Here is a 12,841-nt window from a genome sequence, read left to right on the forward strand (position 1 = left end):
CGGCGGGGAAAATAAAAAGGATCTGGTGGTGGAAAAGCAGAGGGAGAGAGCGGCGGACAGGAAATGAAATCAGGGCGGCTGTCAGAATGAAAATCATATAGAAATGGTAGGAAATATAGAGTCAGGATTGACAAGCACTGTGAAATCATGGATAATAGGTTTCAAGACTGCGCCAGCCGCCTGACATATTGTATGGAAGGATATGGCAGTATCAGAAGACCGGGATAGCTGCGCAGAGAGTAAATATGGAAGGAAACGTGTTCATGGAACAGTGGAACGAATACCTGGAAGCCCTGGCATCCAAGGCACCGACTCCGGGGGGCGGAAGTGCGGCGGCAGTTTACGGCGCCATCGGAACGGCTCTCGGTGAGATGGTGGGGAACCTGACTTCGGGAAAGAAGAAGTTTGCGATATATGAGGAAGATGTCCAGAAGATCCTTGCGAGACTTGGCGGGGCGAGAATGGATTTTATCCGGCTTGAGAAGGCGGACGAGCAGGCGTTTCAGCCACTCTCGGAGGTTTACCGCATGAAGGCGGAGACGAAGGAAGAGAAGACGGAAAAGGAAGAGCGGATGGAAGAGTGCCTGAAGGCTGCGGCGAAGGTCCCGATGGAAGTCATGGAGCGGGCGGTCAGCGTGATGGACGATATCGAGTTTCTGGCGCTCCACGGAAGCCGGCTTGCGGTGAGTGACGCGGGTGTCGGGATTCAGGGGATCCGGTCAGCACTTCTCGGAGCGGTCATGAGCGTGTATATCAATACGAAGATGATGAAGGACCGAGAGTATGCCGAGGAGATGAACAGCCAGGCGGAGCTTCTTATAAGGAAGGGAACGGAACAGGCAGACCGGATCTATGGGATTGTATTAAAGGCGGTAAGAGGATGATCACATTAAAAGGTGCAGAGGTTTCTGCGAAAATCAAGGAACAGGTTCTCGCGATGAACGGGAAATTAGGAGGATATGTGCCGACAGCGGCTATCGTCCGCATTGGCGAGCGGCCGGATGATCTCTCCTACGAGAGAAATGTCATGAAACGTATTGCGGCATATGGAATGGAGACAAAGTCATATGTGTATCCGGCGGATATCACAGAGGAGGAGTTCTTTGCGGAGTTCCAGAAGATCAATGATGACGAGGCCATCGACGGAATTCTGTTATTTCGCCCGCTGCCGAAGTATATCAATGAAAAACGTGCGGAGCAGATGATCCGGCCGGAGAAGGACCTCGACGGAATCTGTGCAGTGAATACGGCGAAGGTGTTTGCAGGAGAGAAGGACGGTTTTGCTCCGTGTACGGCTGAGGCGGTCATTGAGGTGTTAAAGGCATTTGATATTCCAATGGAAGGAAAGCGCGCGGTGATCGTCGGACGCAGCATGGTCGTTGGACGTCCGCTGTCCATGTTGATGTTGAAGGAAAACGCGACGGTGACTGTGTGCCATACAAAGACGAAGGACTTAAAGGCAGTCTGCCGGGAAGCGGACATTCTCGTCGCGGCGGCAGGTAAGGCGAAGATGTTAGACGCGTCCTTCTTAAAGGAAGGAGCTGTGCTGATCGACGTTGGAATCAACGTGGATGAGAACGGAAAGCTCTGCGGCGACGTCCTCTGGGAAGGTCTGGAAGAAAAAGCCTCCGCGGCGACCCCGGTCCCGGGCGGCGTCGGAGCTGTGACGACGGCTGTACTGGCGAAGCATCTGGCGATGGCGGCGGAGAGAAAGGTGAATCGGTAAATTTTCTGAATTTTTCGGGAAAGAGCATAAATAAAGGATTTTTCGAACAGGGTCCCCGGCGGGTATAGCCGGGGATTTTTATGTAACAGGAAATTCCGAGGAATTCCCCGTTACATAAAAAGGCACTGACGTGCCAAAGCTGCACACTCGCGCGAAGATGTAGATAGTCGCAAGCGACCGCGCGAGGTGCGAGAATGTGCCAAAGCACATTCTTATTTAGACAGATAAAGAAGGCAGAGTTATCATTTTATTTGATGAAGTTAGCCACCTCTAATTATGCATTAAGCATGATTCTTACAAGGCGTGCGGTGCTGTCAATGATGCCGCAATATTACCTTTGGGAGATAAAAAAGAAATTAAAAATATGTTCGTATTCAGAAGAAAATATGGAATAGTCAGGCCGTATAAAAACCTCCTGACTATGGAATCCTAAGGGAAACATGGTTTCAGGAGGTTTTTTATGTGGGGAATTTTGGTGGCATTGCTTTCTGGGGCGCTTATGAGCCTGCAGGGGATCTTTAATACGGAGGTGACGAAGCAGAGCAGTATCTGGGCGGCGGCAGGATGGGTGCAGCTGACGGCGTTTCTGACATGTGTGGTTCTCTACTTTTTTACCGGGCGTGGGGAGATCTGGGGGATGTTCTCCATCGACCGGAAATATATGCTTCTCGGCGGTGTCATGGGCGCGTTCATCACCTGGACCGTGATAAAAAGCATGGACGGTCTGGGACCGGCTAAGGCGACGCTGCTCATTGTTGTGACCCAGATATTAGTCTCCTATATTGCTGAGGTATTTGGGCTTTTCGGCGTCGAGAAAGCAGCATTTGAGTGGCGGAAGCTTATTGGTGCGGCGCTGGCGATTGCGGGGATCGTTGTGTTTCGGTGGTAGCGCGGCGCAGGGCGTCTTGAAAATGGGCGAAGGTATCTGTGGTGGCAGCCGTTTCTACGAGATCTATGCGCTCGTCAGAGGTGAGGTATCTAATTGTGGGTGAGGCGAGTTCTCCTGCCTTTTTGCCGAAGCGCGAGACAATGATTTTCATGAGCATTTTATAGCTAGTTTCATCATTGCCTTGGGATATACCCTGAGAGAGGCCCTGAGAGAGGCCCTGAGAGAGGCCCTGGGAGAGACCCTGGGATATACCCTTTGCTTCCCTTTCTGCTAACCAAATATCTATCGCTTTGCACATATTTATCTTTCCTCCTCTTGTCTGCATCATACGGGGTTCTAGTAAAGTCGACATACTCGTATGAGTGGCAATCATTTCATATGCATCTTTATCTAACATTTGATATTCTGATGTATTCAACAACTTTTTTAGATACGTCTTATCATCAGAATACCGGATAAAATCAAATACCTGCCTGATATCCGTCTTAAAAACATCGGTATTCTGTAAATGCCGGACATCCACAAGATGAATCCGGTAATTCTGAATCAAAGGATGAAATTCTTCCGGAATCCCGGAAAAATCGATCATTCCGTGAAGGTCGACGGATCCATCCCAGGGAAGCTCGCCATAGTAGAGAACGATGATGATTGAAGGATGGAGATGACTCTCTTTGGAAAAACTGTAAAGATATTCTCCAGGATTCTGTTTGATGTCGGCATTTCGAACTGCGCGGCGTATCATTGCGGCCTGGCGCTCATATTCACCGGCTTCATAGGTCATACAGCGAAGCGGCAGTGAGTAATCGATGGTCTGCTGGTTTTCAATACCGATGACAAGAAAATTTACGCCAAAGGATGCTTTTTTAACCAGATCACGAAGCTTTACACGTCGTCGGTTCTTTGATTTGTGGATTGCCGGATCGTTCCAGATCCCGGTCTGGGTGTCCAGATCCTGCAGGTCTTCTTTTCGGACAACCGGTCTGCCCTGGCAGATGAGTCCATTGATCAGGTCAGCGTAGCGCTCATCGTCGGAAAAGAACTTTTTGTCACTGATGTCCGCACTTGGAATTGTGCTCAAGTTCATACCTCCTTTGCGCAGGAGTCAGAACATGCAAAGTGGACAACATGATCAGCCATTTTCCAATGCATCTCGGATTCTCCTGCTTTTAAATTGATTGAAAATAGGTAAAGGATATAAAAGCAATGAAGTTCCGAAATGTGAAAAGACGGATCGTAGTCCGGATAGAAACTTAGAGAATATGCTTTTATAGGATTATGTGTAACTGTTCAGCAGGTCTGCGCATTTGCTGCGCTGACCATAAGAAAACATAGGCTGGAAGGCAAAAATCCCGTCAGCGAAGCTGATCTGGAATAAATTTTGCGCGTAACTATGAAGGTACTGAATAGTTTACGATTTTGTGTGGATATCGTATCACAGGATATGCGGGATAGCAAGGTAGTCTGGTATATAAAATTATAAAAATTTTCGAAACTATGAGGAATTTTGCAGCGCGGGGAAAATATATAGGCATGGGAGAAGCGTGTTGCTTCGGAATAGCAGTGATATGAAAATTTTAAAACGATCATGCAAGAAGTTTAAAAAAATTAAATATATGATTTAAAATAAATAAAATCATATTGACAAACTAGGAAATAGGGGTTATTATAGCGCCATCGGATTCGAACAGGGAGTTCAGGCGATGAGGAAACATTGGACTGCAGGATAGCAGGCGGTTGGAAAGGAGATACAGGTATGGGAAATGCGGGAAGAAATAACATGAACAATATGTGTTGTTGCTGTTGTATGTGGATTTCCGGGCGTTTTTTACGGCCAGGTGCTTTGTTGTGCAGCCAGGTACCTGTATACAGAAAGTAGTTTCCTGTTAATGCCAGAAAATGCGCCCGGAAGTGTAAAAGCTTCCGGGCTTTTTATTTACGCGGAGAATCACAGAGACCGCGAAAACTTGAGAAGTCCTAAAATCGCGCTTCTCAGATGGGGAGGAAGAAACATTGATCCAGATCGAACATGTAAGCAAAACCTTTTCAGGAAAATACGGAACCGTCCACGCGTTGGACGACGTGAGTATCCATGTGGAAAAGGGTGATATCTGCGGTATCATAGGGTTTTCCGGAGCCGGAAAGTCCACACTGATCCGCCTGGTAAACGGTCTTGAGACGGCGGACAGCGGAAAAGTCACTGTCTGTGGAAAGGAGCTTTCCACATTGAAGAAGCCGGAACTTCGGGCGCTGAGAAGAAAGATCGGAATGGTATTCCAGCAGTTCAACCTGCTGGAATCCAAGACGGTGTACCACAATATTGCGCTTCCGCTGATCCTTGCAAAGACTCCGAAGGTGGAGATCGACAAGAAGGTTAAGGAAGTATTAAAGATCGTTGAGCTGGAGGACAAGAAAGACACCTACATCAGTCAGCTCTCCGGAGGACAGAAACAGCGTGTGGGAATCGCGAGAGCGCTGACCACCGACCCGGAACTTCTTCTCTGCGACGAGGCTACAAGCGCCCTGGACCCGCAGACAACGGAATCGATTTTAAAGCTTTTAAAGAAGATCAACCGTAAAATGGGTGTCACGATCCTTCTCATCACCCATCAGATGCATGTCGTCCAGATGATCTGCAACAAGGTAGCGGTCATGGAGAGCGGAAAGATCGTGGAATCCGGCAGCGTTCTGGAGGTCTTTGGATCCCCGAAGATGCCGGTGACAAAGCGGTTCGTCCAGACGGTTATCCGGGACCAGATCCCGGACAGCATCATAAGCCTCGTGAAGGAACAGAAAGAAAACTTCCGTGTGGACCGTCTGAAATTTATCGGTTCCAGCGTGAAGCGCCCGGTAATCTCCGATATCTGCAAGACAAAGGGTGTCGTGGTCAACATCCTCGGCGCGGCGGTACAGGAGCTGGAGGACAGCGTCATGTGCGTCTTCATCTTACAGCTCATCGGCGATGATGAGAGCATCGATAAGGCGGAAGCGGAGATCGACAAGAACGGCGTCTTAAGAGAACGACTGGAGGTGGAGTAAGATGGAAGAACTCATGAAAACAAAGATCTTTAAGGTCACGGTGGAGCGTCTGCTGTTGAACGGCGGACAGACTCTTTACATGGTTGGATGGTCACTTCTCATCGGAACGATCATCGGAATGATCCTGGCACTGATCCTGGTGCTTTGCAGAAAAGGCGGATTGGTGGAGAACCGACCGTTATATATGATCGTCAGCGTCTACATCAACGTGGTGCGCAGTATCCCCTTTGTTATTCTTCTTGTAACGATCATGCCGATCACCCGCGCTATTGTCGGAACGACCATCGGAAGTACGGCAGCGTTGGTGCCGTTAGTAGTTTATATAAGTCCGTACCTTGCGAGGCTGATGGAGAACAGCCTGCTTGAGATCGATCCGGGAATCCTGGAGGCGGCAGAGGCCATGGGCGCGACAACATGGCAGGTCATCCGATATTTCCTGGTTCCAGAGACATTAGGTTCCATGGTGCTTGCACTGACAACGGGAACCATCGGACTTCTTGGAGCGTCTGCAATGGCCGGATATGTCGGTGGCGGCGGAGTCGGAGATCTGGCATTGACATACGGTTATGAAAAGATGAACACACCGCTCATGATCCTCACAGTTGTGATCCTGGTGGTTCTGGTACAGCTTTTACAGATTCTCGGAAATACGATTTCTGGTAAATTAAGACAGCATAAATAAATTTTAAATAAGAGGAGAGAAAAAATTATGAGAAAAGCAATTGCGGGAGTACTTATGGGAGCAGCAGTGTTAAGCCTTGCGGCATGCGGAAAGAGCGACACCGCGCAGACAACAGCGGCGCAGGCTGCAGAGAGTGCAGACAGCACAGCGGCAGCGGTTGATACGGAGGACAAGAAAGAGATCGTTTACGGAAAATCCCAGGGGCCGTACACAGAGCTCTTTGAGGCTGCCATCGTTCCGATTCTTGAAAAAGAGGGATACACCGTAAAGGGCGTGGACTTCTCTGATCTTCAGACAGCTGACATCGGATTAAACGACGGCGATGTTGATGTCAACGTGGAGCAGCACACCGCATACGCTGAGAACTTCAACGCAAACTACAATGCGGATCTTGTGCCGATCAGCCCGATCCCGACTGTACCGGCTGGCGTATATTCTGCAAAATACACATCTGTTGATGAGATCCCGGACGGTGCGAAGGTTGCAGTTCCGAACGATGCCTCCAACACCGCAAGATGCTATCTGATGCTTCAGAAGATCGGCTGGATCAAGCTTGCCGATGATGTGGATCCGTCCGCAGTTACCCAGGATGACATTGTTGAAAATCCGCATAACATCGAGTTCACAGAGATGAAGAGCTTAACGATCCCGGCAGCGATCCAGGACTTTGACTATGTGGCAATTACCGGCAGCGTTGTATACAACGCAGGCATCGACCCGTCCACAGCCCTCGCAACAGAGGATATCCAGGATCACCTGGTACTTCAGGTCGTTGTGAAGGAAGAGAACAAGGACGCAGAGTGGGCAAAGGCAATTGTGGACGCTTATCATTCTGACGAGTTCAAGCAGTACATGGAAGAGAACAACGACGGATTATGGTGGATCCCGGACGAGTTAAAATAAGATTGGAAGCTTATTGAACGATCAGGAAAATAGTTGATGAAAAAGGTTCTTCGGCACTGGAATATAAATTCCGGTATCGAAGGACCTTTTTTGGTAGTGGTATTAAAATTATAAAACCTTGAAAGTTAACTGATAAACGGAAAATGGTTGACTTTCACGGCGTTTTTTTATATAATTGTGAACTATAACGTAGAGCAAAAGTTTACAATCGTAACATGAGAATTCAGAGAAAAAATCCGGAAGACGGACCAGGACCAGAGATCAAAGCCCGGATGACGAAAACGGCGATTGCACATAAAAATCAGAAAAATAAGGAGAATACTATGGACGCACTGACACTGGCACAGGAAATTATCGACGGAAGAAGAATTACAAGAGAGGATGACTTAAATTTCTTTCTGACATGCGATCTGAAGGAACTCTGCGAGGGCGCAGACCGGATCCGCAAGGCATGTGTGGGAGATAAGGTTGATCTCTGTTCCATCATCAACGGACGGAGTGGACGATGTCCAGAGGACTGCAAGTACTGCGCGCAGTCTGCACACCACCACACAAGCTGCGAGGTCTATGATTTCCTTCCGGAAGAAGAGATCGTAAAGATGTGTCACGTCCATGAGGAAGAGGGCGTTGACCGTTTCTCCATCGTTACATCAGGAAGAGCATTGACGGGGGAGGAGTTCGATAAAGCGATCCACGCCTACGAGACTATGAAAAAGGAATGCAAGATCGACCTCTGCGCGTCCATGGGCTTTGTGACCGCGGAACAGCTTCACCGTCTCCATGAAGCAGGTGTCACAAGCTACCACCACAACATCGAGACATCCAGAAGAAACTTCCCGAACATCTGCACGACTCATACATACGACATGAAGATCAACACCCTAAAGATGATCAAGGCAGAGGGTATGTGCGCATGTTCCGGCGGCATCATCGGAATGGGTGAGACATGGGAGGACCGTCTCGATATGGCAGTGAGCCTTGCGGAGCTTGGAATCGATTCCATTCCGTTAAACGCCCTGATGCCGATTCCGGGAACTCCTCTGGAACATCTGGAGAGAATCTCTGAGGACGATATTCTCCGCACCATCGCATTCTTCCGCTATATCAATCCGGAGGCAAACATCCGCCTCGGCGCAGGCCGCGCGCTGCTGACAAACGATGGTGAGACCGCATTCTGCTCCGGAGCATCCGCAACAATTACCGGCAATATGCTGACAACGGTTGCATGCGCAACGATTCGCAGCGATAAGAAAATGCTGAAAGGCCTTGGAAGAGATGTGACACCGGAGTATATGAAGGAAAACTAAGAGAAAGAACAAGGGTAACTGTTCAGTAGATCTGCGCACTTGCTGCGCTGACCGTAAGAAAACATAGGCTGGAAGGCAAAAATCCCATCAGCGAAGCTGATCTGGAATGGATTTTTGCACGTAACTATGAAGGTACTGAATAGTTACGAACAAGGTTATATATAGAAAAGACAGAAATGTGAGGTTTCATTTCTGTCTTTTTTCGTACCATTCTTTAAACCCATCCACTGTGAGCCGGGCGCTGAGGTCCTGGATGGTCCTCGACGCGGACTCCATGATCTGTTCCGGAGTCTTTCTTTTTCGAAGCATTTCGTAAGTGGGGCCCAGCGGATCTCCGTATTTTCGTTCTGCCGGATCGGATTTTACAGGTATGTATCAGGCACCGAGGATCTCGCTCAGTGTTTTTACGAAGAAGATCACCAGAACCACCATCATCAAGGGTTTTACAAACTTTGCGCCGCCCTTGTCGAAACAGCGTGTTCCGAGATAATTTCCGGCGATGCTGAAGATACCGGCAATGAGGCCAAGAAGGAAAATTACTTTTCCGTTCATGAGGTAGACCGCCAGGGCTGTCAGGTTCGTTGTCAGGTTGATGGCTTTTGTGATCCCGTTGGCTTCCTTCAGTCCCATGTGGGCAATTCCAGTGAGGAGAAGCAGCAGAAATGTTCCGGTTCCGGGACCGTAAAAGCCGTCGTAGATGCCGATGATGAAGGCGATCAGAGCGCTGAAAAGAATCATCTTGCGGACCGGGAAAGACTCTTTTTCTCCCACGAACGGTTTTCCAAATGTGAGATAGAGGGCGGTACAGGGCAGGATCACGAGAATCAGGCGCTTAAAATAATAATCGTCTAACTGCAGAGCAAGTTTTGCACCGAGAGAGGAACCGATGAGAGCTGTAACGATACAGAGAAGCGCGTTCTTCCAGGCAATATAACCGTTTTTCGCAAAGCGAGCTGTTGCCAGTGTGGTTCCCATTCCGGAGCTTAATTTGTTTGTTCCGATGGCAAAATGGACTGGAAGACCGGCGATCATGTAAGCCGGGAGTGAGATCAGTCCTCCGCCTCCGGCAACCGCGTCGACGAAACCGGCGAGAAATACCAGCGGGCAGACGATCAGAAAGTGCATCAGATGTAATTCCATAGCAGTAATTCCCCTTAAGTATGATTAAATTGAACGTGCTGTTTTCGCTGCCAGAGCGGATGAAACGGTCTTTGCACGCTTTTTGCCAAATATAGCATAATTTTAAAGAAATTGCAATGAAAGCAGGTGGGCGGAGCGTGAAATATCTGGCGGGAGAAAGCCAGAGAACGGTTGATTTGGCATCGAGTATGCTCGGTGCGAGAAGGAGAATGCGAGGCTTGAGAAAAAATCGGACTGAGGTTATAATGGAGAGCGTACATAACAAAAATGCCCTTGTTTTTACAGGACTGATTCGGTAAAATAGAGACAGGCAGAACGATCCCCCTGAAAATGTTCAGGAGGGAATGTATGAAAGAAGATAAGAAAAAAATTTTGACGGCCGCGGCTTTCTTGATCGCAGCCGGACTTGTGTTTGGGATGACAAGAAGCCGGAGTGGAATCCAGAAGCTGGATGAATCCGGAGCGGTCGTTATGAGCGGATCACTGGATGCGGATGGGAACATCAGCTGGGAGAAAAACGGCTCTGCAAAAAGCGACGGCCTGCCGCAGGGGGATTCTGGAAGCAGTACCGAGAAACAGGAGCTTCAGGAACCATTCAGGGATGAAAATGGCAGTGTACAGGGAGAAAGTACCGTGGAGACGCAGGAATATGTGGAAAACTCTGAAAAATCCGGAGTTTATGTGTATATCTGCGGAGAGGTGGCAGCCCCAGGTGTGTATGAGCTTTCGGAGGACAGCCGGATCTACGAGGCAGTGGATGCCGCCGGGGGATTTACGGAGAACGCGGCGAGGGAGAGTGTAAATCTCGCCTCAAAAGTTTCTGATGGCATGCAGATCACGATCTACAATAAGGAAGAGGCCGCGTCGCTTCCGGCGGGCAGCGGGTCTGCAGTAGGAAACACCGGTCAGGGCGGAACCTCCGGTTCCGGGCTTGTGAACCTGAACACGGCGACAAAAGAGGAGCTGATGACCTTAAAGGGCATCGGGGAGGCGAAAGCCGAGGATATTATCCGCTACCGCGAAAAGAGCGGTGGCTTTAAGAAAATCGAGGATATCATGAAGATATCCGGTATCAAAGAGGCCGGGTTTCAGAAGATAAAGGATAATATTACGGTGTGAAAAGATGAAAAAACGGTAACTATTCAGTGCCTTCATAGTTACGTGCAAAAATCCATTCCAGATCAGCTTCGCTGAGGGGATTTTTGCCTTCCAGCCTATGTTTTCTTACGGTCAGCGCAGCAAGTGCGCAGACCTACTGAACAGTTACAAAAAACGTATAATTCATGCTGATTGTGACATTTAAAAACACAGGAGGCGGAAATCGGGTCATAGACATTAGAAAAGCAGCAGGAGAGGACCTGCGCATTACAGCATAACGTGGAGGAGAGAAATGGCAAGAGTTCTGGTAGTTGATGATGAAAAACTGATCGTGAAGGGAATCCGCTTCAGTCTGGAACAGGATGGATATGAGGTGGACTGTGCTTACGACGGTGATGAGGCGATCGAGAGGGCAAAAGAACGGGAGTATGACGTGGTTCTTTTGGATGTCATGCTTCCGGGACACGATGGATTTGAGGTCTGCCAGACGATCCGTGAGTTTTCCGAGATGCCGATCATCATGCTGACGGCAAAAGGCGATGATATGGATAAGATCCTGGGACTGGAGTACGGCGCTGACGATTATATCACGAAACCGTTCAATATCCTGGAAGTAAAAGCGCGGATCAAGGCGATCATCCGCAGAAACAATAAGAAGAGCGGCGCCGCGAAACGCCAGAAATCCAGCGTAGTCACAGAGGGCGACTTAAAGCTTGATAGGGAGAGCCGCAGAGTCTTCATTAAAGATAAGGAGATCAACCTGACCGCGAAGGAATTCGACCTGCTGGAACTTCTTGTCACAAATCCGAATAAGGTCTACAGCCGTGAGTCCCTGCTTGAGTATGTATGGGGAAACAAGGCCATGGTAAGCGGGGATGTCCGCACGGTGGATGTGCATGTGAGAAGACTGCGTGAAAAAATTGAGCCTAGCCCGAGTGATCCGAAGTATGTACACACAAAATGGGGAGTGGGCTACTTCTTCCGCGCATAGCGATGAGTTGGGGCCTGCCCCAATTCAGGGCTCCACTGCGGACTAACCAACAAAATTAATTAAAACCTAAAGGAGAAAAATTTTATGACATACACAATTCGCCCAGTCCGCCCGACGGACCTTGCGGCAGTTACCGAGGTGGAAGCAATCTGCTTCCCGGCGGCGGAAGCCGCAGCAGAGGAATCATTTAAGGCCCGCATCGCGGCATTTCCGGAGTGCTTTTTTGTTGCGGAAGCGGACGGAAAGATCATAGGCTTCATCAATGGCTGCGCCACAGATTCCAAAACGATTTATGACGAGATGTACGAAAATTCCGCTTGCCATAGGCCGGACGGCGCATACCAGTCTATTTTCGGACTGGATGTGATACCGGACTACCGCTGCCAGGGAATCGCGGCGGCGCTCATGGATCACATGATCGAAGACGCGAAAAATAAGGGAAGAAAGGGCCTGATCCTCACCTGCAAGGACCGTCTGATCCACTATTACGCGAAATTTGGATACAAAAACATGGGCATTTCCAAGTCTGTCCACGGCGGGGCAGTCTGGTACGACATGATCCTGGAATTCGGGGATCAGAAATCATGAAGGTCACATTGATCACAGTCGGAAAGATCAAGGAAAAGTTCTTTCAGGACGCCATCGCGGAATATTCCAAGCGCCTGAGCCGGTACTGTAAGCTGGAGATCGTCCAGGTGGCGGACGAAAAGACGCCGGATGGGGCCAGCGAAGCGGTGGAGACGCAGATCAAGGAGAAAGAGGGCGAGCGGATTCTGTCTAACATCAAGGATGGCAGCTTTGTCGTTGCCCTTGCGATCAACGGAAACATGCTGGATTCTGAGGAACTTGCGGCAAAAATAGAAAAATGGGGTGTGTCGGGGATCAGCCAGATCGTGTTTATCATCGGCGGATCTTTAGGACTTTCCAACCAGGTCCTGGCACGGGCCGACTATAAACTGAGCTTTTCAAAGATGACATTCCCGCACCAGCTCATGCGGGTCATTCTCCTGGAACAGATCTACCGGAGTTACCGGATCATCCAGGGAGAACCATATCATAAGTAAAAAAT

Annotated in this window: 14 protein-coding genes; 11 read left to right on the plus strand and 3 right to left on the minus strand. The window is 49.2% G+C overall.

What is annotated here, in order from left to right:
• Positions 1–263: 263 nt before the first annotated feature.
• The 3 genes from GPK83_RS10970 (at position 264) to GPK83_RS10980 (ending at position 2,615) form a co-directional block, all read left to right on the plus strand.
• Complete coding sequence (locus tag GPK83_RS10970; protein ID WP_117470225.1) at positions 264–884, plus strand: cyclodeaminase/cyclohydrolase family protein; 621 nt, start codon at positions 264–266, stop codon at positions 882–884.
• Positions 881–1,726: a bifunctional 5,10-methylenetetrahydrofolate dehydrogenase/5,10-methenyltetrahydrofolate cyclohydrolase gene (locus tag GPK83_RS10975; protein ID WP_117513100.1), complete on the plus strand. Its 846-nt coding sequence runs from the start codon at positions 881–883 to the stop codon at positions 1,724–1,726. The genes GPK83_RS10970 and GPK83_RS10975 overlap by 4 nt, the downstream gene beginning before the upstream one ends.
• 460 nt (positions 1,727–2,186) lie before the next feature.
• A complete protein-coding gene (locus GPK83_RS10980) occupies positions 2,187–2,615 on the plus strand; it encodes a DMT family transporter (protein ID WP_015553770.1) in 429 nt (142 codons plus the stop codon).
• Here GPK83_RS10980 and GPK83_RS10985 read toward each other — a convergent pair.
• Entirely contained in the window at positions 2,566–3,693 is a 1,128-nt protein-coding gene (locus GPK83_RS10985) for a hypothetical protein (protein WP_215704770.1), read from the minus strand. The genes GPK83_RS10980 and GPK83_RS10985 overlap by 50 nt on opposite strands.
• A gap of 932 nt (positions 3,694–4,625) precedes the next feature.
• Between GPK83_RS10985 and GPK83_RS10990 the strand changes: the two genes are divergently transcribed.
• The 4 genes from GPK83_RS10990 (at position 4,626) to bioB (ending at position 8,543) form a co-directional block, all read left to right on the plus strand.
• On the plus strand, positions 4,626–5,651 hold the full coding sequence (locus GPK83_RS10990; RefSeq protein ID WP_215704771.1) for an ATP-binding cassette domain-containing protein: 1,026 nt from the start codon (positions 4,626–4,628) through the stop codon (positions 5,649–5,651).
• A 1-nt stretch (position 5,652) separates the two neighbouring features.
• Complete coding sequence (locus tag GPK83_RS10995) at positions 5,653–6,333, plus strand: methionine ABC transporter permease (protein WP_015553767.1); 681 nt, start codon at positions 5,653–5,655, stop codon at positions 6,331–6,333.
• Between the two features lie 27 nt (positions 6,334–6,360).
• The gene (locus tag GPK83_RS11000; RefSeq protein ID WP_117503203.1) at positions 6,361–7,236 is read left to right on the plus strand and encodes a MetQ/NlpA family ABC transporter substrate-binding protein; all 876 of its coding nucleotides are present in this window, start codon (positions 6,361–6,363) and stop codon (positions 7,234–7,236) included.
• Between the two features lie 323 nt (positions 7,237–7,559).
• Positions 7,560–8,543, plus strand: coding sequence for a biotin synthase BioB (bioB, locus tag GPK83_RS11005; protein ID WP_021905456.1), 984 nt, complete (start codon positions 7,560–7,562; stop codon positions 8,541–8,543).
• A 186-nt stretch (positions 8,544–8,729) separates the two neighbouring features.
• On the opposite strand, the gene GPK83_RS17140 is transcribed toward bioB, so the two are convergent.
• Both GPK83_RS17140 and GPK83_RS11010 read right to left on the minus strand, forming a co-directional pair.
• A complete protein-coding gene (locus GPK83_RS17140; protein WP_275950628.1) occupies positions 8,730–8,852 on the minus strand; it encodes a hypothetical protein in 123 nt (40 codons plus the stop codon).
• Positions 8,853–8,918: 66 nt separating this feature from the next.
• Positions 8,919–9,683, minus strand: a complete 765-nt coding sequence (locus GPK83_RS11010; RefSeq protein ID WP_215704772.1) for a TSUP family transporter — start codon at positions 9,681–9,683, stop codon at positions 8,919–8,921.
• A 348-nt stretch (positions 9,684–10,031) separates the two neighbouring features.
• On the opposite strand from GPK83_RS11010, the gene GPK83_RS11015 reads away from it, so the two are divergent.
• From GPK83_RS11015 to rlmH, 4 genes are all read left to right on the plus strand, one after another.
• Complete coding sequence (locus tag GPK83_RS11015; protein WP_252196323.1) at positions 10,032–10,802, plus strand: helix-hairpin-helix domain-containing protein; 771 nt, start codon at positions 10,032–10,034, stop codon at positions 10,800–10,802.
• A gap of 271 nt (positions 10,803–11,073) precedes the next feature.
• Positions 11,074–11,772, plus strand: coding sequence for a response regulator transcription factor (locus GPK83_RS11020; protein WP_015553762.1), 699 nt, complete (start codon positions 11,074–11,076; stop codon positions 11,770–11,772).
• Between the two features lie 84 nt (positions 11,773–11,856).
• The gene (locus GPK83_RS11025; RefSeq protein ID WP_015553761.1) at positions 11,857–12,360 is read left to right on the plus strand and encodes a GNAT family N-acetyltransferase; all 504 of its coding nucleotides are present in this window, start codon (positions 11,857–11,859) and stop codon (positions 12,358–12,360) included.
• Entirely contained in the window at positions 12,357–12,836 is a 480-nt protein-coding gene (gene rlmH, locus GPK83_RS11030) for a 23S rRNA (pseudouridine(1915)-N(3))-methyltransferase RlmH (RefSeq protein WP_015553760.1), read from the plus strand. The genes GPK83_RS11025 and rlmH overlap by 4 nt, the downstream gene beginning before the upstream one ends.
• Positions 12,837–12,841: the final 5 nt, after the last annotated feature.

Source organism: Clostridium sp. MCC328 (assembly GCF_018785465.1).
Taxonomy (GTDB): domain Bacteria; phylum Bacillota; class Clostridia; order Lachnospirales; family Lachnospiraceae; genus Pilosibacter; species Pilosibacter fragilis.